At 41.7% G+C, this 26,159-nt stretch carries 21 protein-coding genes and 1 tRNA gene; 4 read left to right on the top strand and 18 right to left on the bottom strand.

All coding sequences use genetic code 11. The features are described 5' to 3' along the window. Window positions 1-69: 69 nt before the first annotated feature. From RT269_RS23620 to sdaAA, 3 genes are read left to right on the top strand one after another with little or no spacing between them, the layout of a single operon-like run. A complete protein-coding gene (locus RT269_RS23620; protein WP_313186335.1) occupies window positions 70-789 on the top strand; it encodes a histidinol-phosphatase HisJ family protein in 720 nt (239 codons plus the stop codon). A gap of 39 nt (window positions 790-828) precedes the next feature. Then, a complete protein-coding gene (sdaAB, locus tag RT269_RS23625; protein ID WP_313186301.1) occupies window positions 829-1,488 on the top strand; it encodes an L-serine ammonia-lyase, iron-sulfur-dependent subunit beta in 660 nt (219 codons plus the stop codon). Between the two features lie 13 nt (window positions 1,489-1,501). Further along, complete coding sequence (sdaAA, locus tag RT269_RS23630; RefSeq protein ID WP_313186303.1) at window positions 1,502-2,380, top strand: L-serine ammonia-lyase, iron-sulfur-dependent, subunit alpha; 879 nt, start codon at window positions 1,502-1,504, stop codon at window positions 2,378-2,380. Between the two features lie 72 nt (window positions 2,381-2,452). Here sdaAA and argH read toward each other — a convergent pair whose 3' ends face one another. The 10 genes from argH to RT269_RS23680 form a co-directional block, all read right to left on the bottom strand. Next, window positions 2,453-3,826, bottom strand: a complete 1,374-nt coding sequence (gene argH, locus RT269_RS23635) for an argininosuccinate lyase (RefSeq protein WP_313186304.1) — start codon at window positions 3,824-3,826, stop codon at window positions 2,453-2,455. A gap of 39 nt (window positions 3,827-3,865) precedes the next feature. Next, window positions 3,866-6,772: a YfhO family protein gene (locus RT269_RS23640; protein ID WP_313186306.1), complete on the bottom strand. Its 2,907-nt coding sequence runs from the start codon at window positions 6,770-6,772 to the stop codon at window positions 3,866-3,868. A 15-nt stretch (window positions 6,773-6,787) separates the two neighbouring features. Then, window positions 6,788-7,213, bottom strand: coding sequence for a GtrA family protein (locus RT269_RS23645; RefSeq protein WP_313186308.1), 426 nt, complete (start codon window positions 7,211-7,213; stop codon window positions 6,788-6,790). Window positions 7,214-7,435: 222 nt separating this feature from the next. Then, window positions 7,436-8,437 (bottom strand): FAD:protein FMN transferase, encoded by a 1,002-nt coding sequence (locus RT269_RS23650; RefSeq protein WP_313186310.1) that lies wholly within the window; start codon window positions 8,435-8,437, stop codon window positions 7,436-7,438. Next, window positions 8,434-9,279 (bottom strand): sirohydrochlorin cobaltochelatase, encoded by an 846-nt coding sequence (locus tag RT269_RS23655; protein WP_313186312.1) that lies wholly within the window; start codon window positions 9,277-9,279, stop codon window positions 8,434-8,436. Before RT269_RS23655 ends, RT269_RS23650 begins: the two co-directional genes overlap by 4 nt. Window positions 9,280-9,403: 124 nt before the next feature. Next, window positions 9,404-10,594: an iron-containing alcohol dehydrogenase gene (locus tag RT269_RS23660; RefSeq protein ID WP_313186314.1), complete on the bottom strand. Its 1,191-nt coding sequence runs from the start codon at window positions 10,592-10,594 to the stop codon at window positions 9,404-9,406. Between the two features lie 124 nt (window positions 10,595-10,718). Next, entirely contained in the window at window positions 10,719-11,639 is a 921-nt protein-coding gene (locus tag RT269_RS23665; RefSeq protein ID WP_313186316.1) for a LysR family transcriptional regulator, read from the bottom strand. After that, window positions 11,636-12,319, bottom strand: a complete 684-nt coding sequence (locus tag RT269_RS23670) for a redox-sensing transcriptional repressor Rex (RefSeq protein ID WP_313186317.1) — start codon at window positions 12,317-12,319, stop codon at window positions 11,636-11,638. The genes RT269_RS23665 and RT269_RS23670 overlap by 4 nt, the downstream gene beginning before the upstream one ends. A gap of 77 nt (window positions 12,320-12,396) precedes the next feature. After that, window positions 12,397-13,446, bottom strand: a complete 1,050-nt coding sequence (gene queA / locus RT269_RS23675; protein ID WP_313186319.1) for a tRNA preQ1(34) S-adenosylmethionine ribosyltransferase-isomerase QueA — start codon at window positions 13,444-13,446, stop codon at window positions 12,397-12,399. Window positions 13,447-13,508: 62 nt separating this feature from the next. Beyond that, window positions 13,509-14,273 (bottom strand): hypothetical protein, encoded by a 765-nt coding sequence (locus RT269_RS23680; RefSeq protein ID WP_313186321.1) that lies wholly within the window; start codon window positions 14,271-14,273, stop codon window positions 13,509-13,511. Between the two features lie 112 nt (window positions 14,274-14,385). Here RT269_RS23680 and RT269_RS23685 point away from each other — a divergent pair. After that, window positions 14,386-14,457 (top strand) — tRNA-Arg (locus tag RT269_RS23685). Window positions 14,458-14,651: 194 nt separating this feature from the next. Here RT269_RS23685 and RT269_RS23690 read toward each other — a convergent pair. From RT269_RS23690 to RT269_RS23725, 8 genes are all read right to left on the bottom strand, one after another. Continuing rightward, window positions 14,652-15,839 (bottom strand): tyrosine-type recombinase/integrase, encoded by a 1,188-nt coding sequence (locus tag RT269_RS23690; protein ID WP_313186322.1) that lies wholly within the window; start codon window positions 15,837-15,839, stop codon window positions 14,652-14,654. 73 nt (window positions 15,840-15,912) lie between these two features. Then, the gene (locus tag RT269_RS23695; RefSeq protein WP_313186323.1) at window positions 15,913-16,152 is read right to left on the bottom strand and encodes a helix-turn-helix domain-containing protein; all 240 of its coding nucleotides are present in this window, start codon (window positions 16,150-16,152) and stop codon (window positions 15,913-15,915) included. 38 nt (window positions 16,153-16,190) lie between these two features. Further along, the gene (locus RT269_RS23700; protein ID WP_313186324.1) at window positions 16,191-16,943 is read right to left on the bottom strand and encodes a hypothetical protein; all 753 of its coding nucleotides are present in this window, start codon (window positions 16,941-16,943) and stop codon (window positions 16,191-16,193) included. Between the two features lie 291 nt (window positions 16,944-17,234). After that, window positions 17,235-17,576, bottom strand: a complete 342-nt coding sequence (locus tag RT269_RS23705) for a hypothetical protein (protein ID WP_313186326.1) — start codon at window positions 17,574-17,576, stop codon at window positions 17,235-17,237. Between the two features lie 46 nt (window positions 17,577-17,622). Further along, entirely contained in the window at window positions 17,623-24,876 is a 7,254-nt protein-coding gene (locus tag RT269_RS23710; protein ID WP_313186327.1) for a phage tail tape measure protein, read from the bottom strand. Between the two features lie 68 nt (window positions 24,877-24,944). Beyond that, on the bottom strand, window positions 24,945-25,418 hold the full coding sequence (locus tag RT269_RS23715) for a hypothetical protein (protein ID WP_313186329.1): 474 nt from the start codon (window positions 25,416-25,418) through the stop codon (window positions 24,945-24,947). Window positions 25,419-25,545: 127 nt separating this feature from the next. Next, window positions 25,546-25,845 (bottom strand): hypothetical protein, encoded by a 300-nt coding sequence (locus RT269_RS23720; RefSeq protein ID WP_313186331.1) that lies wholly within the window; start codon window positions 25,843-25,845, stop codon window positions 25,546-25,548. A 20-nt stretch (window positions 25,846-25,865) separates the two neighbouring features. Next, on the bottom strand, window positions 25,866-26,036 hold the full coding sequence (locus RT269_RS23725; RefSeq protein ID WP_313186333.1) for a hypothetical protein: 171 nt from the start codon (window positions 26,034-26,036) through the stop codon (window positions 25,866-25,868). Window positions 26,037-26,159: the final 123 nt, after the last annotated feature.

The raw sequence follows: 26,159 nt of genomic DNA on the forward strand, positions 1-26,159 counted from the left end.
GATTATCATTTTCATACAAATTTTTCAGGAGACTCCGAAGCCCCAATGCGGACCTAGTTAGAACGGGCCATAAGCCTTGGAATGTCTTCCCTCTGTGTTACGGACCACCACGATTATGACGTGGACTCTGTCATCGATTTTACCCTTCAGACGGACCAGTATTTTGAAGCAATGTCTGCTTTAAGGGAAGAATACAAAGACCGGATCGACCTTCGCATAGGGATCGAGCTGGGACTTCAGACCCATTTAAAAGAATACTACAGGGAATTGTTATCAAGCTATCCCTTTGATTTTGTCATCGGCTCCACCCACTTTATTAATAGAAAGGATCCTGCTTATCCGGAGTTCTTTAAAGGAAGAGAGGAGCAGAAAGCATATCTACAGTATTTCCAGGCCACACTGGATAATGTGAAAAATATTGACAACTATGACGTAGCAGGCCATATCGACTACATCGTCCGTTATGGCCCCAATAAAGCTCGTTACTACAGTTACGAAGCATACCAGGAAATTTTAGATGACATTTTAAGAGCGATTATAGAGCGGGGCAAAGGAATTGAATGCAACACAGCCGGTTTCCGTAAAGGGATCGGACAGCCAAACCCATGTGCCGGTATTTTAAAGCGCTATAAGGAATTAGGCGGGGAGATCATAACCATCGGTTCCGACGCCCATATACCGGAAGATTTAGGAGCAGACTTTCAGACAGCAGGTGAACTTCTTAAGCAATGCGGATTTTCCTATTATACGGAGTTCCGCGGACGAAAGCCGGAATTCAAACCCCTGTAAACAAATGAGAGAAACAATACTTGGAATTGGAGAATTGCCATGAATGTATTTGATATTATCGGGCCTGTTATGATCGGGCCTTCCAGCTCCCATACGGCCGGCGCTGCCCGCATCGGCAAAACGGCTGCCATGCTTTTAGGTGCTCCTGTTGCAAAAGCAGATATCCTGTTTCACGGCTCCTTTGCAAAAACCTACAAAGGGCACGGCACAGACAAAGCCATTGTGGGAGGAATCTTAAAACTGGATCCCTGGGACCCTGGAATCCGAACAAGCCTTGAAACAGCCAAGGAACAAGGAATATCCGTCACGATCCACACCGGAACCATTGAAAATGCCCATCCAAACACAGCGTTAGTCACCCTTACCTCAGATCAGGGCAGCACCATCTCCGTCCAGGGAGCATCGGTGGGAGGCGGCAACATCGTCATAAACAAGGTAAATGACATGGAGGTTTATTTTACTGGGCAAAATACCACTCTGATCGTCATGCATCAGGATGTTCCCGGAATCATCGCCCATGTGACGAACCTGGTAGCCGTGGGCAATGCCAACATCTGCAATTTCCGCTTAAACAGGCAGGAAAAACGCGGACTTGCCATCATGACCATTGAAATGGATTCTGACTTTGACCAGTCTCTGGTCTCCCAGATCCAAACCATCCCTTATGTATACAATACGATTTTGTTAAAATTAAACTGACCAGGAGGAACCTATGCAATTAAAATATAATTCCGTGGAAGAACTTGTGGCTGCCGCTTCATCTTCCAATAAAAAAATATCGGAAATTGTGCTGGAGCAACAGGCCGAGGATATGGAGACCAGTCCGGAAGCTGTCTACTCCACCATGGAAAGCAGTTTTGAGGTTATGAGGCAGTCTGTGCAAAACGGCATGGATGAATCCCTCCGTTCTTCCAGCGGACTTTCCGGAGGAGCTGCCGCCAAATTAAAAAAGGCGGTAGAGGAAGGAAAAAACCATTACGGCCATCTCCTTGGCAATGCCATTAGCATGGCTCTTGCCGTGACGGAATATAACTCCTGCATGGGGCAGATCGTGGCGGCTCCTACGGCCGGCTCCTGCGGTGTCATTCCGGCAGCCCTCATTTCCGTTATGGAAGAATTTGACTTACCAAAGCATGATATCATCATGTCCCTGTTCACTGCATCGGCCATTGGCATGGTCATTGCCAAATGCGCCAGCATCGCCGGAGCGGAGGGCGGGTGCCAGGCGGAGGTGGGATCCGCGTCCGCCATGGCTGCTGCTGCTCTTACGGAAATCTTTGGCGGAACGCCCCAGATGGTTTCCGACAGCTGCGCCATCGCCCTGAAAAACACCATGGGCCTGGTGTGCGACCCGGTGGCAGGTCTGGTAGAGGTTCCCTGTATCAAGCGCAATGCCATGGGAGTAGCCAATGCATTTACCGCTTCGGAGCTTGCCTGTGCCGGAATCACAAGCGCAATTCCCGCAGATGAGGTGATCTTTGCCATGAAGCAGGTGGGAAACCTCATGTCTTCCTCCTTAAAGGAAACTTCAGAGGGCGGCCTGGCCGCAACCCCTACCGGCTGCCGCTTACGTAAGCAGATCTTCGGATAAGCAATGAATACCATAAAAAACCGGAAAACAGCGGCTGGCTCTTCCGCTGTTTTCCGGTTTTTTCTAATGATTCTATTTTTCAAGCTTCTTCTTATAAATTTCAATGACTCTTTTCATTGCCTCCTGGCCAGGAGCTCCAATGGTCATTCTCTTTTCCACACAGGTTTTTAAGCTGATGGCATCATAAATATCTTCCTCAAACACCGGACTGATGGCCTTATATTCTTCCAGGCTCATATCATCCAGGGCAATGCCCTTTTCAATGCAGAAAAGTACAAGCTGTCCAACGATTCCATGGGCATCCCGGAAGGCCACTCCATGATTTACCAGATAATCAGCCGCATCGGTTGCATTGGTGAAACCGTTTTTGGCGCTGGCTTCCATCACATCCTTTCGGAAGGTCATGGTGGAAATCATTCCTGTAAACAGGGCAAGACAGCCTTTCACCGTATCAATGGCATCAAAGGCCAGCTCCTTATCCTCCTGCATGTCCTTGTTGTAAGCAAGAGGAATTCCCTTCATGGTGGTTAACAGCGACACCAGGGCGCCGTAAACCCTGCCGGTCTTTCCCCGGATCAGTTCTGCAATGTCCGGGTTCTTTTTCTGAGGCATAATGCTGCTTCCGGTACTGTAGGAATCATCAATTTCCACAAATCGGTATTCATTGGTATTCCATATGATGATCTCTTCGCAGAATCTGCTTAAATGCATGGCAATGGTGGATAACGCACTTAAAAGCTCGATTAAGTAATCCCGGTCTGCCACGGAATCCATGCTGTTAAGAGTCGGCCCTGCAAATCCCAGAAGCTCTGCCGTATATTCCCGGTCCAGGGGGTAAGTGGTTCCAGCCAGGGCGCCAGAGCCAAGGGGACAATAGTTCATTCTTTTTTTAATGTCATGAAGGCGGGAATGATCCCTGTCAAACATTTCAAAGTAAGCACCCAGGTGGTGAGCCAGGGTAATTGGCTGCGCTTTTTGCAGATGGGTAAATCCAGGCATGTAAGTGTCAAGATTTTCTTCCATAAGCTTTAAAAGCTTTGAGAGAAGCCCTTCCACCAAAAGGGTAAGCTCATCGATCTCATCTCTGGTATACAGCTTCATGTCAAGAGCCACCTGGTCATTGCGGCTCCGTCCGGTATGAAGGCGCTTTCCGGCCTCACCGATCCGTTCCGTTAAAACTGCTTCCACGAAAGAATGAATGTCTTCATGTTCCCCTGTTATTACCAGGGCTCCGCTTTCTAAATCCTCCCGGATCTCCATAAGGCCTTTTACGATCTCATCTTTATCTTCCTCCGTAAGAAGTCCTTGTTTTGCCAGCATCTTCACATGAGCAATGCTGCCCTCAATATCCTGATGATAGAATTTTTGGTCAAATGATATGGATGCATTAAAATTGTGAACCAGCTGATTGGTTTCTTTTGTGAAGCGTCCGCCCCATAGTTTCATAATTGAGAATTCTCCTTTCCTTTGTATTGCTGCGGCTGATTAATTTGTAGAATGGACCCGCATGGGTCTGCGCTTTTTCCCTATTCCAGAAGATACACCTGCAAGTATCAGCAGAAATACCACACTTCCAGCCGTTATGATACCGCCTGTTTTAAGTCCCTGGGGCATATATTCCAGAGAAATATCATGGGTACCGGCAGTCATATGCACGCTTAAAAACGTATCAAATAATTTATAAGGCTCCACGACTTTCCCGTCAACCTTGATCGTCCAGCCCTTGTCATAAGGAATGCTTAAAAACAGCAGACCGGCCTTATCAGCCGTGACGGTTCCCTGTATCTGCGTATCTGTCCATTTGGTAAGCTTCATGGAGTTCCTGTCTAAGATGTTGTACACAGACTCAAGGCCCTCAGGAACAAAACGGTAAGCGACCGCTACCAGATCCTGATCGTTGTCATCGTTTCGCAGGGTAATCTTTTCCCCTGCTTTTAAATAGCCCAGTTCCAGCAGATAGCCGCGGCTCACATTATCAAAATTTTTGGTCTTTTCCCCTAACAGGGCATTTACCTTTTCCACCTTTTTATTGCTGACAAACACATAATAGTCTCCATCCGCTTCCGGTGTAAACGTAAAGCTGGTTCCTGTGATTTCGCTTGGAACCTCAGACAGTACCGGATTGGCTCCTAGTACCACGGAAAAATCATTCTGGACCTCCGCCGGATTTGTTAAGTCCAGCTGCCAGTTATCTTCAAAGTCATATGGTAACAGAAATCCCAAAGACAGGGCAAAGCTGTTTTCCCGGAGATACATCTCATCCTTTGAAGCAACCGGTACGGATATACCGTCCTCCTCGGTTTCTTCCGAGTACAGCCCGTATTTAACCGCAAAAAGGGCATCTATTAAAGGCGTGCTTCCCGTAATGCTGTAAGCATTGGTAGAGCTTTCGCAGCCCAGCTTTTTAAAGAATGCCGTAAGATCTGCATTGGCTGTGGAGGAAAAGAGGGAGACCGTAGGAAAGTTCAGCCAGGCTCCGTCATTTTTGGTTTTTCGGGTGACCTTTTCGATCCGGTAAAAAGAGGTACCCGGCATCAGGTTTTCTGCCAGCTCCGAAGAAGCCTTATTATCCTTCATATAGCTGGTCCTGCTGGTGGTCGTCACGCTGGTGACCGTGGTATTAACCGCGGCTTCTAAGGAAATCACGCCAAGGGCCAGAAGTACCAGCACATTCCGGCTGACTCCCCTTTGATAAAGGCTGATAAGGCCGGCATAAATGGAAAGGAACAAAATAGCCACATAAAATACGGAAAAATGATAAGCCTCATCCGTTATAAGCTTCTGCGCCATCAAAACAAAGATCACCGAAGCAAAAAAGGCCATTACTACATGCTTCCATGGAATCTCATGCAAGTGAATGTAAGCCTGATAGCACGTAAACAGCATGAGAAAAATATAAATAAAAGACTGTCTGCATGGCAGGCTGTTGGGATAATGAAATCCATGCCAGATAAAATTCAGTGTATTAACGGAAAAGCTGGCAAAGAAAAACAGCAGCAGGGAGCACATAACAATCTTTTCCCTCTGCCTGATTTGTTTACAGCCCAGGTAAAGAAGGAAAAACATGAGAACTGCCACACCGCAGTAGATATTAGGCCAGTGGTCCAGCCCGATTTCCGGTTCCACCGCCGGAAGATGTCTGGCGATCATGTCAAATATGGAAAAGTAGGAGCTGATGGTCTGGGGAAAATTAAAATCTCCCGAAGCAGTTGACTGCAGCGCATAAATTTCAGGAAGCAGAACTGCAGCGGAAAGTGCTCCTGCTAACAGGGAAAACAGAGCAAACAGTCCCCCGCGGATAAAGATTTCCTTCCAGGATCTCAAGCCTTCTAATATAAGAAGGGCGATAAAGTAGAATACCATAAAAATACATATCATAATGGATATGTAATAATTTGATAAAATTGATAATCCCAGTGTTATACAGTATAAGAAACATTTCTTTTCTTTTACCAGCTTCTCAAGGCCCAGCATAATGAGCGGGAATAGTAGAATGCAGTCCAGCCACATGATATTCCAGCTGTAAGCCGCCATATATCCGGACAGAGCATAGAAGATGCCAAAAAAAGCGACTCCAAAGTCCATGGTTTTGTTATGCCTGCGCAGATACCAGGAAAAGGAAAGTCCGCTTAATCCGATCTTAAATACGATCAGATAGGTCATAAATTCAATGACATAATTCTTCGGGCAAAGTACCAGCAGCCAGTTTAAAGGGCTTGCCAGATAATAAGCATAAAGAGCAGCAAAATTCACCCCCATGCCGATATCCCAGCTGTACAGAAGGCTGCCACCATGGGTCAGCTTATAACGGAACTCAGAAAAAAACGGAGCATACTGATGATACATATCAGTCCTTAAAAAGCTTTCCTCACCAAAAGGAAAAATCCCCCGCTGGGCAAATATGATGACCATGATCACCATTGGCACAAAAAAAGCTGCAAGGAGTCCATCAGAGGGCCTTACCAGGCTGGTGCCTGTCCCCTCTCTTTTACCGGTTATCCTTTCTTTAAAGCTTTCTAACTGCCCGATTTCCAATTCTTCCTCAGCTTCATCGTCTTCCGTTTCCTCAGGAATGTCCACGAAATCCTTAACAGAAACGGCCTCTTTCTCCTGCCCCAGGTTTTCTCCGTAATTCAAATCTTCATAACCCAGCTCCCCATCATACAGCTCCTCCATCCCGTCAACCGGAATATCAAGGCGTATCCTGGGTGCAGAAGCCAGGTCAAATTCCTGTTCTGCCCTTTCCCCATGGGGATCGTAAGTCACCTTCTCCTCTTCATTTCCTTGCTTCAAGTCATTTTCCCCTGTTGTAATTTCTTTTTCACCTGATGTCATTTGCAGCATATCCTCTAGTTCTTTCGATATCTTTTCAATCTCGTCATCGTGTTCCATTTCATTTACCTCACTTTACAGGGGTTCTTCCTCTCTCTTCCGGAATATGAAAACCTTACTGAATCCATAGTTTGCAATTACAACAACCACGGATACCAGAATTTTACTTACATATTCATCCATTTTGAGCCAGGAAACCATTATCACCATAAGAATCATTTCCATGACGCCTGACGCTGCTCTGCATGCGGTAAACGATAGAATCTCCTTCATGACAAAGCTCAGATGCAGGTCATAGCTTTGAAAAACAAAGATTTTATTTACAATAAAGGCAAAGAGGACGGAAACAACCCATGCTGCCGCAGTTGCGGCACGGTAGTCAATGCCCGCCTTTACCATGAACCAATAGACAACCCAGTTAACCAGGGTCGTCAGCACTCCAAATATCAAATAGGATATGACTTCCCGGTTCATGACCTTGTCCCAGATTTTTCTAATCATCTTTTCTCTCCTGCAAAATTACATTTCCTCTTTTCTGCCCATGCTTTCTGGGCATACAGGTATACCCGCAGGGTGTTTCCTCTTTTCTGCCCATGCTCTTTGGGCATACAGGTATACCCGCAGGGTGTTTCTTCTCTCCTGCCCATGCTTTCTGGGCATACAGGTATACCCGCAGGGTATTTCTTCTATTGTATTATAGGGAAAGAAAATTGTAAAGGGATTCTAAGGCTTCCCAACCAGAAACTCCCTGGCTCCCTGGGAATAGGAAACCTCCCCATCCTCTGTAATAAATACGCCGTATGCGCCATCCGTGGAGTCCAGAAGCTCCATTCCCTTTTTAAGTCCAAGGGAAAAACAGGTGGTGGAAAGGGCATCCCCGTCTGCTGACAGCTCTGACAAAATGGTGACGGACACAAGCCCGTTTTCATATGGATAACCATCCCCCGGGTTTAAAATATGATGGTAGTTCACGCCATCTTTAATAAAATGCCGCTCATACACTCCGGATGATACTACGGACATATCATTGATATTCAAAATTTCTATGGTTTCATTCCGGTCTGCATAAGGCTTTTGAAGGCCGATTTTAAATGGTGTGCCGTCAGGCTTCTGCCCCACGCAAAGGACATTTCCACCCAGATTGATCACGGCACTCTTAACTCCCTGCTCTAAAAGAAAATCCTTCATCCGGTCCGCAATATACCCCTTGGCGATTGCCCCAAAATCCAGGGAAGTATCCGGAGATAAAAATGTAAGGGTATTTCCCTGCAGCTTTAAATTCCGGTAATCTACTTTTTCCCTTGCCTCCTGAATCTTTGCATCAGGCGGTACAACCGGATCAGGGGCTGTAAAATCCCATAGAGAAGACAAAGGCTCCACGGTAATGTCAAAAGCCCCGTCTGATATTTGAGAATAAGAAAGGCTCTTGGAAATAAGAGCCTCCACATCCGGGGATACTGTCATGGTCTCTTCACTGGCAGGCCTGTGATTTAATTTGTAAACCTCACTGCCCTCAATGGTTTTACTGAAAATATTTTCATAGGACCGGCATAAATCCAGACAGTCAGATAAAATTTTAGGATCGTCCTTATCGTAAAGAGTCACAGTTACAAAGGTGTTCAGCATAAAATCGGATTTGCTGAGCGGCTCCACCCTTCTTTCACAGCCCATAAGAAAAAGGGCTGTGAAGCCTGCCGCCAAAACAACTGCTCTCCCTTTTTTCATCCCATATCCTCCAGCTTCTTGCAGGCTTCTCTGGCATGATCCAGGAACATCCGGCGGACTCCCTCCAATTCTCCCATGCCCTTTAACCGACAGACCACCTGGTAGCCGTCAGACTCCAGCTGGCTTTTCCAGGATTCTTCCCCTTCTCCTGCCATATCATTATGGGCATGGTCTCCTGATACGATCATAAGCGGCTGCAGCACCATACGGTTAGAACCGGTACTCTCCACCTCTTCTTTTATGAATTTAAAGGTTGGTTCCGCTTCCACGGTCCCTATATGATACCTGTTGTATCCATTCTGCCTGAAAACCTCCGCCAAACGCGGATAGCACTCATTGGCCTCATGCTCCGTACCATGTCCCATGAATAGGATCTCCGTTCCGTCCCTGTCATATTCCTTCGTGTCCTCTGTCAGCACGCTGCAAAGCCTTTTATAATCCTCTTCCTCCGAAAGCAGCGGCTTTCCCCAAAGGATCCGGCGGAACCGGTTCTCATACTGTTTCACGGCAGCTATCATGCCGTCATTTTCTTCCCCTCCCATAACCAGGGTGGGCTGCACGATCACATGCTGAAATCCTTCCTGTGCCAGCTTCTCTAAGGCTTCCGCCACACTGTCTATATAAATGTTGTCTCTTTTTTTCAATCTTCCAATAATGATCCGGCTTGTAAATGCCCGGCGCACCTCATACTCCGGAAACTCTTCCTTTATGGACTGTTCAATGGCTTCTATGGTTTTCATTCTGCTTTCATGATAAGTGGTTCCAAAACTTACTACTAAAATTGCCTGTTTCATTCTGATATCCCATGCTTTCTTTAATGGTTCGGTTTGCTTAAACTTCAATTATTTTCCCGATTACCATATCATAGATGAACTTTACTGTCAAACCTCTTTTCACGTACAACAGGCGCAAAACCAAAGGGTTCTGCGCCTGCCGCACACATTGCATTCATATACTGGAGATTATTTAAAAATCTACCTCTTTATCATAGTAACAACAGGATAACAGTTTCTCCATCTCAGCGGCCGTGATCGGTCTTGGGTTGGAGCCGGTGCATGCATCACCTACTGCCAGCTCTGCTACTGTCCCTAATTTTTCATTGAACTCTGCTTCGTCAATGATTCCGCCTTCATATTCCTTAATACTAGCAGGAATATTAAGCTTTTCGTTCATGGAACGGATCTCTGCGATCAATGCATGAACCAGTTCCTCATCATTATTCCCCTTCAGATCAATGAAGCGGGCAATATCTGCATAACGCTTTGCAGCCTCCGGAACCTTTGAATTAAATTTAACTACCTTTGGCAGGTACATGGCGTTTGCACAGCCATGGACAATATGTCCCCCTGAATAAGCAGCGCCTGTTTTATGAGCCATGGAATGAACAATGCCTAAAAGGGCATTGGAGAATGCCATACCGGCCAGACACTGGGCATTATGCATACGGGCACGGGCTTCCTTGTCCCCGTTATAAGAATCAATTAAGTCATTATGTATCATCTTAATTGCATGAAGCGCCAGAGGATCGGTGTAGTCACAATGGAGGGTTGATACGTAAGCTTCCACCGCATGAGTCAGAGCATCCATACCGGTATGGGCGGTCAGCTTCTGTGGCATGGTCTCAGCCAGGTCCGGATCAACGATTGCGATATCCGGTGTGATATTGAAATCTGCAAGCGGATATTTCACTCCTTTTTTATAATCCGTAATGACACTGAATGCCGTTACCTCGGTAGCCGTACCGGAAGTAGACGGAATGGCGCAGAATCTTGCCTTTGTTCTTAAAGTCGGGAAATTAAAGGGAATGCATAAGTCCTCGAATGTGGTATCAGGATATTCATAAAATGCCCACATTGCCTTTGCCGCATCAATAGGAGATCCGCCGCCGATTGCAACGATCCAATCCGGCTCAAATTCCCGCATCATTTCTGCACCCTTCATCACCGTATCTACGCTGGGATCCGGCTCTACGCCTTCAAACAGCTTTACTTCCATTCCGGCTTCTTTCAGGCATGTCTCCACCCTGTCAAGAAAACCAAAACGTTTCATGGAACCGCCGCCGACAACCACGATCGCCTTTTTTCCTTTTATATTCTTAAGCTCTTCCAGGGCGCCCTTCCCGTGATATAGGTCTCTCGGTAATGTAAATCTAGCCATCGTATAATCCTCCTTGTGAGTTTCCAGTTCTTTGCTATAGCTGTATTGTAGCTCAAACAGGCAGGAAATACAAAGGTAAAAAAATATATATCAGTATATAAATACTGATATATATTTAACGTTCTTATTCCAAAAAAATACTCTTCACTGTTTCCAGCTGGTTTAAAAATTCTTTATCCCAGTCCGTAAACGAATACCCCTTCCTGTAGATCAGCGCATCCTGATATGTTCCGGCCTTTTTTTTGCACTGCCGTTCCACCAGGCCATATCTTGTAAGGAGTTCTTCCGGCATGGGAGAGACCCACATATATGTGTGAGGATCTTCCTCCAAAAGGTCGAACTGGCTTCCCCGTTCAAATACGTAAACATGTTTTGGAGATTCCGGAGCCTTTCCTTTCTTTTCAAAATTCTCCCGGCGGCCAGATGGTCCGTCGCCATGGGTAATCTCAATATAAGGCAGCAAGTCTTCTCCCATGATTTCCTTTTTCCCTGCAAGGGGATGATGTTCGGACATGAGAAGCCTTCGGGAGTATTCCAAAACCGGCTCTAGTAAAAGGCTCTTTGCCGCTGCTGCCTGGGCATAGTATCCTTCTGAAGACGACTGATACCGAATAATACCCAGATTATATTCTCCGGTCTCCACATCCTTTAAGGTATCTGCAGAATTTGTCTCCCGCAGCCATACATTCATACCCTCTTCTTTATTAAGGCTTCGGATAAACCGGGAAAATGCAAGGCTCAAATAACTGGCCCTTGGCATAGAAAGGGAAAACTCCACCCCTCCCACCTGATCTGGCTTATATAAATGTTCCATCTTCTCGATCTGGTCCAGGACATTTCTGGCATGCTCCAGAAAAATCCTTCCCCTTGCCGTAGGAACCACACCCTTGGAAGTCCGCCTGAAAATCGGTGCGCCAAGGCCTTCTTCCAACGTTTTGATCGCCTTGCTTAAATTAGGCTGGTCCATATAAAGGTTGGCAGCCGCCTTGGTTATGGAACCTGTTTTTTCCACCTCCACGGCATATTGTAACAATACAGTATTCAATTATCTTCCTCCTCAGTCCACTGACTGCCTTCCTTGTCCGCCTCATATAGATATTTGGACAGAGCCGCCAGCGACACAGCCATGTTCTCGTTCTGCACCAGAACATGGTCAGGTACGGTCAAGTGGGTGGGCGCAAAGTTCCATATGGCCCTTACACCGCCGCCTACCAGACGGTTACATACCTCCTGGGCATATTCCGCCGGGACCGTGATGATGCCGATGTGAATGTTCATTCTCCTGCAGAGGTTTTCCAGCTTGTCCATGGGAAAAACCGGCTTGCCTCCAGTTTTTGTATTCACCCTTCTTCCATCGGAATCAAAAGCAAGGACAATCTCCACTCCGTACTGCTCAAACCCTTTATAAGACAGCAGGGCTTTTCCCAGGGATCCGACTCCTACCAGGGCAGCCTGGTTCGTATTATGGAACCCTAAAAACTCTTCCATGTCTCTGATTAAGTCCTTCACCACATATCCCAATTTGGGCTTTCCAGCTGTTTTTGCCACCATTGCCAGATCCTTGCGCACCTGGACTTCATTAAGCTGAAGATCCAGGGCAATGGCCGGCGCTGATATAGTCTCTGTTCCTTCCCTGTATTTCCGTTCCAGATAATGATGATACATTGGAAGACGCTCCAGAGTCTTCCTGGATATGCCTCCTACCAAATTTTTTTTCTCTTCCATAAGCGTGCACCCCTACCTCTTTTTAACTACAGGATTCTACATTCTCTCTTACCATCAGTACACTTGCATTCCAGTCCTTAAGATTCCCCTTCATAACGAAGGTCCGTAAGAAGCATGGCGTCGCCAAAACTAAAGAAACGGTAATGCTCTTTAATGGCTTCCTCATAGGCATGAAGCACATGATCCCTCCCTGCGAGAGCGGATACCAACATTACCAGCGTAGATTCAGGCAAGTGAAAATTCGTAATCAGACAATCCAGAAGCTTAAAACGGTATCCGGGATAAATGAAGATTTCCGTCCATCCGCTTCCTGACTTTAAAATCCCCTCTTCCGTGGAAGCAGACTCCACCGTACGGCAGCTGGTTGTTCCCACACAGACAATGCGGCCCCCATTTTGCTTTGCCTCATTGACCTTTTTTGCCTCGTCTTCTTCTATAATATAGAATTCAGAATGCATATGATGGGCTTCGATCTCATCTACCTTCACCGGACGAAAGGTTCCAAGCCCAACGTGAAGAGTTACATGGGCGATGGCTACTCCCATATCCTCAATTTCCCCTAACAGCTCTTTTGTAAAGTGCAGCCCTGCGGTAGGCGCAGCCGCTGATCCTTCATGCTTTGCATAAACCGTCTGATAACGGTTCTTATCCTTTAGCTGGTGGGTAATATAAGGCGGCAGAGGCATCTGCCCCAAACGGTCCAGTATCTCTTCAAAAATCCCCTCATAGGAGAACTGGATCAACCGGTTTCCTTCTTCTACCACATCGATCACGGTTCCCTTTAACAGGCCCTCTCCAAAGGAGATCACGGTTCCCACCTTTGCCTTTTTTCCCGGTTTTACAAGGGTTTCCCAAATGTCATTCTCTCTTCTCTTTAATAAGAGGATTTCGATCTTTGCCTCTGTTCCCTCTTTCACTCCAAACAATCTGGCCGGAATGACCTTGGTATCATTAATGACCAGACAATCTCCCTTCCGCAAGTAAGAAAGGATATCCCTAAAATGCCTGTGCTGGATCTCTCCCGTATGTTTATCTAAGACCAGAAGCCTGGATGCAGAACGGTCCTCAAGGGGGTCCTGGGCAATCAACTCCTGCGGCAGATCAAAATAAAAGTCCCTAACATTCATAAACTTGCTCTCCTTTACCAAAAATGCTCCTCTGCAGGGTGCTACGCAGAGAAGCATCTGTTTTACGTATTGTTTGGTTGGCTGCCTGAATCAGTAGTTTCCTCCGGCTCTTCCTTCTCATCCATCAGAATGTGATAGACAGCCAGAAGATTTTCGTCAGACTTTAAAGCATTCTCAAGACCGCCGTTTACCTCTTTTGCTTGCTTTTGTACTGCCTCAGACTGGTTTGCCCTCTCCATAAATTCAGATTGTTCTGTGCTGGTATCTGCAACCAGATAATAGCTTCCATCGGCTGCTGTTTTAACATAACATACAACCATGCTGGGCGCTAAGGTTTCCGCCTGACGGAATTTGATATCAAATCTGGCATATACCACATAATCGCCCTCGTCCAATCCGGTCGCCGTATAGCATACCAGGTTTTCAAAACTCTGGTAGAATTTCACTTCCTCTTCCATTCTGGCGCCCTGTTCTCTCATCGCCTCTTCAGAAAAGGTATTGCCAAATACCTTTGAAAGAGCCTCTGTATCGCAGGTCTTCCTGGCTTTAAAGTAAGCTTCCATCAGATCATGAATCGCCGGTATGGCCTCTTCCTGCAGCGTAATTTCCTTTGCTGGCTCTGATGGCGTACCCTCAGCCTCTTCTGCCGATGGATCCACCGCTTCTGTGGATCCGTTCGCCGGATCATTTCCTGTCTGTTCGGGATTATCCAAAACAATAACGGCAAAAATCAATATAATCGCTGCCAAGGGAAAAAACAGAAATTTCTGCAGCCGTCTGATTTCTTCCTTGGAAACCTTCTTCCATTTTTCAATTAAGTCCTTCATATGGGCTTGACCTCCTGGAGAATCAATCTCCTTTTCATTCTAACAAAAAAACAGACAAAAATCAACAAATACTATTGCGCTTTAAAAGAATCTATAGTAGAATATAAAAGATGCATCTGTAGCTCAGTGGATAGAGCAGTGGCCTCCGGAGCCGCGTGCGTAGGTTCGATTCCTATCAGATGCATTTTTTATTTGTCAATTTTTAATCCTCTAGAAGCCTTATTTTATAAGGACTTTCTCGTATTTATCAGCTTTTCGCGAATCTTCCCATTTCCTGGATTTTATTGGTTTCTACTGATTTTTACTGGTTTTTACTGAAAGATAAGTGGTAAATAAGTGGTCGGCTTTGTGGTCAGATAAGTGGTCAAAAAATCCCCACTAAATCTTGGAGATACCGGACATTACATCTGTCATCTGATCATTTAAAACGTTGATATATGTGCTGTATGTAGTATTGATATCTGCGTGTCCTAAGAGTTTGCTGACAACGCTTATCTCTGTTCCTGCCTTTAATAGCCTAGAAGCAAATGTATGTCTGAGTGCATGAATCGTATAATCATCTGCTCCCACTACCCCAAGAACACTTTTAAACGTTCTCAGAATATTCCATTCAGAAACATAGCCTCCATCAGCAGTACTTGCTACATAATCCGTTTTAATCTTCTTTCTTCTATTATAATCCTGTATCTGCATAAGAAGAGATACCGCCATATCATTTAAAGGTATCAGCCGATTTCCCGATTCCGTTTTCGTAATATCACTGAAGGTCTTCTTTTGCTTTCCCACAACAGAACCGCTTTTGTCTCGTTCTTTTGCTTTAGTCAAGGTTTTATTTACCCTTAAAGTCTTCTTATCAAAATCAATATCTTGCCATTCTAAAGCCAAAGCTTCACCAATTCTCATTCCAGTGTTTAAAATTAGCAGCAGGACAGGCATGTGCTTAAAGAACTGATTATTGCTCTCCCGTAATGTATTATTAAACTCATACATTTTGTCAGTTATGTTTTCTGTAAGAATTTCAGTCTTTTTTGTTTTTACTTTCATGTTGCGCTCAATAGGCAATTGAACGGCTGGGCATGGATCAAAAGCTATCTTCTGAGAGTTATAAGCATATTGGAAAACCCCTTTTACAAATTCATAATGCTTCTTTACTGTAGAATATGCCTTTGTAGCTGATAAATCGTTTATCATAGCCTGTATGTCCTCTGTAGTCACATTTCCTACCTGAAACCAACCTATGTAATTACAAACGGTATTATACGTCTGTTCAAGTCGATCATATGATACTGGCTTTAATATTGGATATTTCACTGTTTTCATCCAAAATTCGGCATAGTCCCGGAAAGTTGTGGATTCTACTTTTACAGTATATTTTGATCTGTCCTCATTATATTCCTTAATTTTACGCTTCAGTTCTCTTTCGGTTTTTGCATAAAAAGATTTATATATTTGTTTACCATCTGGCTTCTTACCCGCAACATACCTATATTCATATCTGCCATCACTTCTCTGCCTTATTAACCCATCTCCCTTGTCTCTTCTATTATTAATTGTTGATATGCTCATCGTATCAAATCCTTTCTTTTACATCTGAGCATCGCCAAACAATTTGACCATGCTCCTATTTTATCAAATATGGTTATATATTAATAGCTTTTCCAGCATTTTTCTTGAACCATGCATCAAGCTCTTCTTTCGAAATTAAATAATCCTTATTGACCCGGACTGTAGGCAAAATGCCCTTTTCCAAAAACTTTTTCATTTTATCCCTTCCAAATCCAAAAATTTCCTGTAAATCAGCTTTGTTGTAATACTTCTTTTCTATAATAAATCCCCTACTTTCTTGATTATACTTTTGTGCACAAAAAGAGCCAGTCATAAGACTGGCTCTGAATAACCCGATAAATTTATACTGTTTTAATCAACTAGAACATAACTTTCTCCATTAATTTCAATGGTATTTTTATCTATTATATTTACTTTCTGAACATCGGTTGTTACAAAATCTGCTTTTAATAATGCGCTAGTTTTGCTTTCCCATCTTATTGTACCTCCAAAACCATGTCCTCCGACGCCAAAGCTGCTTTCAGTATACCATTCATTACTACTAAATTCATATTCATCCCATGCCCCTCTACCTAGAATTTCAGGATATAATTCATCAACAAGCTCAGATTGTTCGTCAGCAGATCCTTTTATTCTTGAATCAGCCCTCACTATATCACCATTTTTCTCCCACCATTTATAAGTTTCTAAATCATTTTTTGAAACAAACTTATGATTGATTATCTCTTTTATAGAAATACTAGCATTTTTAATCCCATTCCCATCGACCTTATAACCATCTGGTGTAGTAGTATTCACATACATTACCCCGTCTGTACCTACATAATATTTACCATCAATCCATGTATCATGTGCCATTTCTCCGTTCGCATTGCAATAGTACCATTTTCCATTTACTGGAATCCAACCAGTACGCATATAACCATCTTGATTAAAATAATACCATGTATTATTTATATTTTGCCAGTTATTTGCAGTATAGCTTCCATTACCGTTATCATACCACCAACCATATCCTGTTTGTTTCCATTCACCTGCAAATGAAACAATTGTGCTACTTAAAGCAATTGTAGCAGTCATTAAGCCAATCAAAAACTTTTTCATACATTTTCTCCTATGGTATAAATTTTATATTATTGTATCATAGCTGGAAAAATTTGGCTATAAATATACATGAAAATGAGATATATTGTAACTAAAATCGTTAACAAAAGAGAGCAGAACTCAATCCACGCTCTGGTTAATAGTTATTTATTTACTCTAGCAATGTCTACTTTAATATCATCGGTTATACTTTTAATTATAGACTATAATTTTCTATATTTCTACAAGAATAGGTTCTTATGATCGGGGGCTATAAAAGAGCGAAGTATCACCCTCGCCCTTAATTACTCACTAATTTGTAATTTTCCTTCCATTCAAATATATTCCGTCTGCCCGAAACTCATAATTTTCAAGTGAACTAATCATCTCTCCTACCCTGTCGCAACTTTGTACAAACAACGAATCCCAATTTCCACCTGGGACGCACACCCATACTAAATCCCCCACAATTAAATCATAGTACGACTTCACTCTGTATTCCGCATTTTTATGCGATACCTTATATATATTATTATTTACTTTTTTAGTTACCGTAGCACGAAAGGTTTTTTCATATCTAATAGTTCTAATTTTCTCTGTTATCATCTTTTCAATGTCTTTGTACATCTGATAACAAGCATCTATTGCATTCATCATTTACCCCCAATCAAAAAGAAGGCTCCGAAGAGCCTACTCTTTATTATCTTTTTCCTAGACCTTGTATTACTGCTCGTGTCAGTCCACCATTTAGTATTTCTTTAGCTAAATCATCAGATCTGTTACATTCCTGAATGTTAATATCACCAAAGTTAAATTCTTGCTTTGAAGTAGATTCTCTTACGGTTATTTGATTTAGAACACTGCTATAATCAGGTACATTTATATTAGGTCGAAAGCTATTCAATTCCGCAAACTTTGCCAACAATGCCTTTCGCTGTTCTTCCGGAAATATAACCTCTTTATTATGCAGAATCAAAGGATGTTCATCTGGATTAATTTTCCTCAAACCAAGCTTATTCAACGCTGCTTCAATATCAGAATTAGAAGAAGTACCAACATTATCCAACAATTGATCCTGCTGACCAGGATTCAATACCACTTCACCTTCATGGGCAATAATTGGGTTTTCACCATCTTTTAGATCGTTGGTAGACAAATACTTAATCATATTGACTCTATCATTATTAGAGGCGGTACCAATAGCACCTCTTTTAATACCATCAGCACGTTTTTCTACGCCAGGCCCATTGTTTACATCACCAATTCCCCAACCTTTACCTCTTGACTTGTCGTATGGCCCATCATCATCATCAGAAGCATAATCGTCTAAGGCATTTCTCAGGTTATCACGAACCTGTTTCAACACATCAAGCATAGATGATACATTGTTAGTAAGTTGTTCCCAACTGGAAGTATGCTCCGATATCATTCCAGCATTTTTGTTGTACTCTTCCAAGGATTTTACTAACTCATCTGCTGTTGTAGATAAACCGTCTTTTATTCCTTTGAGAACACTATCTGCATCTGCATTAACTCCGTTTACCGTACCAAGGTAGTCATAAATATTATTCAGATTGTCCATCGCAGACATATGGTTGTTCATCTGGGCTAAAAGACTGTTGATTTTAGTCATGGCCTGTTCATATGTAATAGTACCGTCCTTGTATGAATCGATATAGTCCTCTAAAGTGGATTGTATGCTTGAGGTTGTGCTAGCCTGTTTTTGATATTCATCAAGTTGTTTGGCATTAGTCTGGTAGAGTGATGTAAGTGTTGCATAAATTTCTTCGTCATTACCGGATAATATCTTTTCAACAAAGCCTTCCCCCAATAGAGAAGTCGCTAAATTAGCCTCTGATATTTTCTCGGCATCTGAGCGTATTTCAGAGTATTTCTTGCTAATTTCTTCTAACGCATCAATCTGATTCTGGTAACTGTCATTCAAATTGTCAAGAGCTGTCTTTGCGTCAGTAATTTGCTGTTCAAGATTGTACTTGTCGATGTTAAATTGGGCATCGATTTTGTCTTCTTTTGCCTTCCTAACTGCATCATAGTCCTCAACATATACATCTTCACCATTTCGGATTTCTTTATTTACCTTCTGAGATAGAGACCTTGTCAGATTGAATTCTGCTTGTTCCAACGACATTTGTAGCTTCAACTTTTCATTGGTTTTCTCTAATAAATCAGCCTTTTCCTGTAGAGCATCAATTTCTGCCTGATGAGTTTCGGCAGCAATCTTTTGTTCCTTTTCCAATAAATCAATCCGATCAGATATAGCAGTGGTAATAGCAGAGGTAGCAGAATCAAGTTCTGATTTCACTCCATTTAATCCAGTAATTACCTTCTGTAAACTATCAGAATATGTATTGATGCTGTCTAGTGGCATTTTTAACAGTTCTTCATTCCACTTTTGCAGATTAGTCAGCATGGAAGATGTAGCTGAATCGATACTCTGTAACTGGTCATATAGTTCTTGCCAGACCGTAGATCCCTTTTGTGCCTCGGACATTAGACTTTTTATTTCTCGTATCTGCTTCTCATATTGGTCGATTACGGTGGTTCCATTAGATATAAGCATCTGATAATATTCACCGTCTAACTTCTTACCAGTAGCCGAATAAACAGCTCCCCAATTTTCTATCTTAGCAGTGATATCACCATACATGGAAATAATCGTAGATAAGTGATCTATTGGCATCTGCTTAAGAGTTTGATTAAATTCTTCCTGTTCAAGCTTCAGTCCTTGTATTTCATTCTTAGCGGCGCTTACCTTCGCCTTTAATTCTTTATATTCTTTTGAGCTGGTGGAAACCTTCTCCGCCCGAAGATCAGCCATTTCAGATTCCCATTCAGCAATATTTTGTTGATTGCCAGAAATCAGACCCTTATTATTATTTATTTGCCGTCTGTAGAAGTCTGCATCGACAATCTTTCCGCGTGCTTCCATCAATTCCATTTGAGACTTGATTATCTTATTGGACTGTTGAAGTTTTTCGTTCTCAATATCGATTGCGGCAATTCTGTTCTCATGAAGCTCCTTGATAGACTCAATATGTTTTTTCTCGCCATCGGCCAATTGTTTTTCAGACGATTTTAACTTTTCATTTGCGTCTAATGCTTTTTGTACTTTTTCAGCTAAATCACTAGGTAACGATTCAATTCCTTCTCCACCATTCTCAACTTTGGCTTTGTATTCAGATGGAATCTCTTTTAAAGCGTCTGCGTATGCCTTTGAATATGCTTCGACTTCCCGTTGATATTGCGGAAGTAGTGTTTCAGTTTGCATTTGTAGCATACTCTGTAATGCATTTTCTTTTGATGCACTAGGAGCACCAGATTGAATCATTGTATATAATTCGCCCAAACTCAATCCAGCTTTATCAGCATAACTTTGAAGCTGAGATAACCCTTCCACTGAGTTGCTAAGACCGTTATCAAAAATCGATTTTGCCTTATCAAATTCATCTTGTGTCAATCCCAGATACGCAATTGTGTCTTTATTGGCTAGTTCCTCTAATTTGGCATATTCATCTTGTAGTACTTTTGTACCACGAGCGATCCAATCAATAGGCTTCTCGGTGTCCTTTTTATCTTTTTTAGAGCCAGATTTATCCGCAGAGCCGATTCCACCGAAGTCAGGGGTTTCAATCTGTATACTTGCAGCTTCGTTCAATTCACTAATAATCTGGTTATACTTGTTAGCTTGCTTAGTAGCAGCAGACCATGCTTCTTGTTGTTCTAATTGCTTCTCGTTCTCGGCAGCACCCAAACCACGTGAACCAACATGAGAGTAATCTATTCCCCCTTCAATGGAGGCCAGTCCAGAAACAGAGTCAAATACGATATTATAATACTTTGACCATGCAGTTGATAAGCTCTGAATAAGTTTCTGGTCAATTTCAGCTTTAGCTTGTGCCATAGTTTTCCAGTTCTCAACATCTAAGCCATAGGCTTTACTTAAATCATCAAACAAGGACTTATTGTTATTTACAATCACGCCGAAAAACTCTTCATTACCAGAAAGTTTATACGCCATTGCTGATTTATACGCTATAGCATCATTATCATACGCAGTCTGCAATTGCGATATCATATTATCAGCATTAATCAACCCCTGTGTGTATTCATTCACAGCAGTGCGTAATTGAGGATACTGTTTAACAATAGATTCAAGTGATGAAAGTCCAATTAATCTAGTTTTCTTATACTGATCGGCAACGTCTTTAAGCAAATTATACTCGTCCTGAATATTTGAGGTTAAATCTGTAGACAAGGTATATCCATCTGCATAATCTTTTAATGACTTTACTGCATTCTCAGCATTGGTTCCCGTCTGAGACATGAGATCATTTAATTCAGAAAACGAAGAGATAATCTTTTCTGTTATGTTCCCTGAGTTAAGCAAGGAAATGTATTCCTCTATTTTGTCGATTGGTAGATTCGCAAATGCAGCAGAAAAGTTCAGTTTTTCAACATTCTTTCCCTGTTCAAGATATAATTTCTCTGCTTCGGTCGCACTACCAGCAGCCTGTGCAACTTCCAGCCATGCATCAATTTCTTCCTGTGTATTTATTGAATTATCCTTAAAGAATTGGGTAGGATCATAACCATTAAATTTTGCTTTTGCTGAATTAATAGCATTTTTATACTTTGTTGCAAGATCATCTGCATCTACAGATAATTTCAGCCGTAAACTGTTTGCATCAGCATCTGAGATATTCAATTGTGAAATAACATTATCTAATATTTCTTTGTATTTATTTACATAATCAGTAACATTCAAATCTTTTGCATCTAAGGCAAACAAACTATCAATTGCTGATTTCACCTTTTCATCAGTAGATATACCTTCCACCATGTCTATTATAGAAGACTTCACTTTTACAGCGTCATTTTCCAAATCATAGGCATTAAATCCATTTCTAATATATTCACTAATAAAGGATTTCTGTGAATTTGTTAGTGCGTCATATCCATTCACTAATTGAGGTATTTTCTGTAGGTACTCATCAATATAGCCAGAATCAATAGAAGCAAGTTCAGCATTTAAGGTTTGCCATTCCTGAATATATAACTTTAAGTTTTTAGCCTGGTCAGAGGTAGGATCTATATTTGCTTTTGCAAGTATTTCGTCCATATGCTTTGAGAAAGTATCAATATTCCTCTGCAAATACCCTTCAATATCTAAATCCATATCCGCATCAGCAACATTAAAGCCAAATGTTTTAAGCCAATCACTCTTGCCATTCATCTTTTCAAATGGACGAGAATTTGTATAATCATAAAATGCCTTTACTGATTCATCGTTAAATAGCTTTGCAGCCTCTTCACCGAAACGGGAAGCCTGACCTGAAACAGTTTCCAAATCATATGAACCAAATTGACCAGTAAAATCCATTCCAAGAAGTTCATTGCGCTCTGCAATTGCTCCCTCTCCAATAGTCTTTAAGTTGCTTGAAGAAGTGGACTTTTCTAATTCTAATTGACGTTCTCTCTCTAAAAGCTTAACTGTATCTGCTAAAGCAGTGTTTTTGTCAATGATTGCCTGATTCTCTGAATTATACCCCTTTACCAACGCAGGATTAATTGCAATCAGATCAGCAACCAAACCGCTATACTCCTTCATCTGATCCTTGGTGAGAGAGATGTTATTACCGTAATCGTCTACACCCTTGGATAATTCTGCAAATCTATTGCTTAAAGAGTCTAAAGAACTTTGATGCTCATTGATTGTAGAGATATTAGATTCAAGAGTTGACTTTAATTCATCGGCACTACTGATCGCAATCTCATTCCGGTGGATATAATCACTAATTCCTTTACCAACTTTTGTTATTGCAAATTGAACCGCCGCACCAATTCCAAATGAAATAGCAGCGTTTAAAGCAACCGTTTTCCATCTTAGTGCGTCAGTAGATATACCAGCCGCATTCAAGTATGCCTGATAACCTTTTAATGATGCAGGAGCGTCTTTGGAGCATGTAGAGAGGTAATCTTTTAATTGGGCATTGTTCTTGACAACGGAATCACCAAATTTATTTATGTCTACCTGCCCTAAATCTAACTTTTTATTCCAACCGTCTATCGCAGATGCAGCGTCCTCAAAATGCTTTTTCTGAGCCTTGATTGCAGTGAAGTCAACCCCCATAAAATTGCCTTGAACATCTACTTTTCTTGTCTCAGAATTGAATAACTGAGTTAGTCCGTAATCCTTGTTTAAAGCGGTAAGCGACGCATTCACTGCGCTTAAAAGTACCGGAAGCGCACCAACGGTTTCAGTTAATGTCTGAAAGCCTTGTATGGTGTTATCTAAAAATGAAATACCACCCTTGATATAATCCTGATTTGTCATAGAACCAACAAAGCTGTCCCATGTATTTTGTAATGCATTTAAACGTCCTTCCCACGAGTCAGCCGTTTTCATTGCTTCAGCAAGTGAACTTCCACTACCTTGTGAAAATTCAGTTAGCATCTTATTATAAGTGTCCCATCGGCTAAGTAAGCTGGACAGAGCGTTCCCCCAGTACTTGCCGCCTAAATCGGAAATTATTCCGGCTTTATCAGCGCTCTTTTCCGGAAGAGAGTTATATACCTTTGCAAGATCGCTTAATATTTCCATTGGGTTTCTCAAGACAGCGGCACCATTAGACACTTCTTCCATGGCTATTCCAACACTATGAAGTCTTTTCTCTACTTTCTTAAACGATTCTTCGTCAAATACTTCACCGTCAAACTCACCGGACACCTGTTGTAAATTCATTACGATAGACCTGAAGGCTCTACCCATTTGACTACCAGATAGCTTTGTACCAGCTACCATAGTCGCTGTTGCGGCAGTCAACTCATCAATTTGTACTCCTGCTTCTGCTGCAAAAGAAGCACTTACACGGGTAGCATCAGCAATATCCGTAAGTGTTGCACTGTTGCGGTTACTGATATAGTTTGCACCATCTAAAGCAGCAGTTAATTTTTCAACACTTCCACCATATTTATAAGCTGCATCAGTAGCCAGAAGATAATTATTAGCCATTTCTGCGGTCATATCACCAGCAGATTGTGCCAATACAGATAATTCACCTAATTCTTTAGCCAGGGAATCATATCCAGAACGTGCCATTTCACGAACACCTTCAAGATAATTGGAAGCGGTCTGTCCGTATTTACTGGCAATACCAAATGAGCTATCACCTAATTTCTTTAAGTTTTCACCGGCAATATTTGAAGTCTTTGCTATTTCAGTGAGAAGTGTAGACATTTCTTTGAGAGTAGAAACAGAATCCCTGGATTTCTGTATTCCAACAGTGGCAATTCCAAATATTGTTCCAACTCTTGTAGCTTTGCCTATTAAATCGTTAACCTTATCAGAGGTTGATTTACTTGCAAACCCTGTGGCTGTGACTTCAGATTTAAACAGTTTAAATTTTTCCGTAGCATAACGAAGAGAATCTTTGCTGTCAATATTACTGAATAGACTTCTTAAAGTATCAGCTTCACCAAGTAATACAGATGATTCGCTAATCTTACTGTTTTTAGTCAAATAAGTTGTCAACTGATTTTGTAATGTATCTTTTCTGATTTCAAAGTTGATTGGAATGGGTGTCTTAGATATTTCAGACTTTATATCTGTAAAAATCTTTCTTACTTTTAATTTTATCCCCTGTCCATTAATGTTTAAATCATTTATAGATACATTTTTCAACGCATCGTTGATAGCTCTTTGTGCCTGTTTACTATCAAAGGTGGTTTTAACCTTAACTGCTTTAACGTTGCTTTCTAGCTCTCTAATAATCGCATTTAATTGCTTTTTACTATCACCTTTAAGAAATGTTGCTGTAAGTCTCAGGGCATTAACAGTCTTCTCAATAATTTTTATATCCTGGTTGACCTGTTTTGTGCTTTTAGCATTATTCAAAGCTGCTATTAACTCAACCATAAAATCGTTATTTATCATATTTCCTCCATTTTTACACGTAAAAAGAGACCCTAATAATAGGATCTCTCAATTTATCAATCTCTTATTTAAAATTCTTTCTTGCAATAGTTGCATACCCGTTTAACTCTCCCGCTACCAAGAAAGCCGGTAAACAAACTGTAGCCTTTATTCATCAAGGTATATTCTTTGCTTCCACACTTGGGGCATCTTACTATAGGGGTCTTTTCTTCTGGATATTTGAATGCATCTGGGATATAGGTACGCAGGATATCTTTTACCACTTCAAGTCCACCAGGATTGTTTTCTGGCGGGGCTTTGAATTCTTTTATGAGTGTCAGTGCACTAGGATCGTTTGGCAACTTATCCCAAAGGCTAAAATCGCCATATTCAGGGTCTTTATAATAATACCATGTAATCCAGTCCTCATGTTCTTCTTCAGCCACATCGTCCATCTTACCGCCACAAACGGGACAAGTATCAATATTTCCCTGTTTTCCAAGCAAGAACATTTTATTAAAAGTCGAATTACATTGACTACATTTTATATTTTCATTTTCCATGGTCTACCCGCCTCCCCTTTCTTACATTTTACCATACAATCATATTTAGTCAACGCAGAATACCATTTAACATACTTTTAAATTTTGTTGCATTGGCCATTAGATTATCGTAGATTATTACAGCATCTTAATTTTTTTCAGAAGCATCTAGTTTTTCACATAGATGTGTAAATGAACGTTTTAAATCTCTATAATAATCTATGTATGCATCAAATAATTTATGTGTAGTTTCTCTCCGCTTAATAGCATTTGTACTGGATAATAAATCGGTAATCTTACTTTCTAATAATAGGTTCTTTTCGTCTGTTGGTAGTTTCATCAATGCTTGCATTACATTATTTTCATCATATCCCAACTTCTCTTCGTTCTTAATATCTCGATTTTCCGTTCCATTCTCTTCATAATTAAAATTATAATCTTTTTCCATTTTTCTTTCTCCTTGTCATTTTATAAAATTTCCACATCTCGATATCCTTCATCATGTAACTGTTCCATAGTAAATCTGTAATCTTTCCTATTATCATTTACCTTTTGCAAATAAATCGTATTCCAAACAACTGCCATAACTATGTAAATACACTCATCATATTTGATACAATCACCTTTATTAAGTTTCATGCAATCCCTCTTTTCTTCATGGTTGGGATTTCATACCCTGATATGGATTTGCTTGAGTTATTAACTCGTTTCTTCTCCTATCTTATTTTTATACTCAAAAATAGCCAGTCTATTGACTGATTC

The organism is Lacrimispora sp. (assembly GCF_032078915.1).
Classification (GTDB): Bacteria; Bacillota; Clostridia; order Lachnospirales; family Lachnospiraceae; genus Lacrimispora.

Excerpts from the sequence above, each read along its gene's own strand:
- sdaAA (WP_313186303.1), top strand. The coding sequence starts at position 1,502 with ATGCAATTAAAATATAATTCCGTGGAAGAACTTGTGGCTGCCGCTTCA.
- RT269_RS23640 (WP_313186306.1), bottom strand. The coding sequence starts at position 6,772 with ATGGAACACGATGACGAGATTGAAAAGATATCGAAAGAACTAGAGGAT.
- argH (WP_313186304.1), bottom strand. The coding sequence starts at position 3,826 with ATGAAACTATGGGGCGGACGCTTCACAAAAGAAACCAATCAGCTGGTT.
- RT269_RS23705 (WP_313186326.1), bottom strand. The coding sequence starts at position 17,576 with ATGAATGCAATAGATGCTTGTTATCAGATGTACAAAGACATTGAAAAG.
- RT269_RS23670 (WP_313186317.1), bottom strand. The coding sequence starts at position 12,319 with ATGGAAGAGAAAAAAAATTTGGTAGGAGGCATATCCAGGAAGACTCTG.
- queA (WP_313186319.1), bottom strand. The coding sequence starts at position 13,446 with ATGAATGTTAGGGACTTTTATTTTGATCTGCCGCAGGAGTTGATTGCC.
- RT269_RS23720 (WP_313186331.1), bottom strand. The coding sequence starts at position 25,845 with ATGGAAAAAGATTATAATTTTAATTATGAAGAGAATGGAACGGAAAAT.
- RT269_RS23695 (WP_313186323.1), bottom strand. The coding sequence starts at position 16,152 with ATGACTGGCTCTTTTTGTGCACAAAAGTATAATCAAGAAAGTAGGGGA.
- RT269_RS23710 (WP_313186327.1), bottom strand. The coding sequence starts at position 24,876 with ATGATAAATAACGATTTTATGGTTGAGTTAATAGCAGCTTTGAATAAT.
- RT269_RS23680 (WP_313186321.1), bottom strand. The coding sequence starts at position 14,273 with ATGAAGGACTTAATTGAAAAATGGAAGAAGGTTTCCAAGGAAGAAATC.
- RT269_RS23650 (WP_313186310.1), bottom strand. The coding sequence starts at position 8,437 with ATGAAAAAAGGGAGAGCAGTTGTTTTGGCGGCAGGCTTCACAGCCCTT.
- RT269_RS23700 (WP_313186324.1), bottom strand. The coding sequence starts at position 16,943 with ATGAAAAAGTTTTTGATTGGCTTAATGACTGCTACAATTGCTTTAAGT.
- RT269_RS23645 (WP_313186308.1), bottom strand. The coding sequence starts at position 7,213 with ATGATTAGAAAAATCTGGGACAAGGTCATGAACCGGGAAGTCATATCC.
- RT269_RS23690 (WP_313186322.1), bottom strand. The coding sequence starts at position 15,839 with ATGAGCATATCAACAATTAATAATAGAAGAGACAAGGGAGATGGGTTA.
- sdaAB (WP_313186301.1), top strand. The coding sequence starts at position 829 with ATGAATGTATTTGATATTATCGGGCCTGTTATGATCGGGCCTTCCAGC.
- RT269_RS23715 (WP_313186329.1), bottom strand. The coding sequence starts at position 25,418 with ATGGAAAATGAAAATATAAAATGTAGTCAATGTAATTCGACTTTTAAT.
- RT269_RS23725 (WP_313186333.1), bottom strand. The coding sequence starts at position 26,036 with ATGAAACTTAATAAAGGTGATTGTATCAAATATGATGAGTGTATTTAC.
- RT269_RS23660 (WP_313186314.1), bottom strand. The coding sequence starts at position 10,594 with ATGGCTAGATTTACATTACCGAGAGACCTATATCACGGGAAGGGCGCC.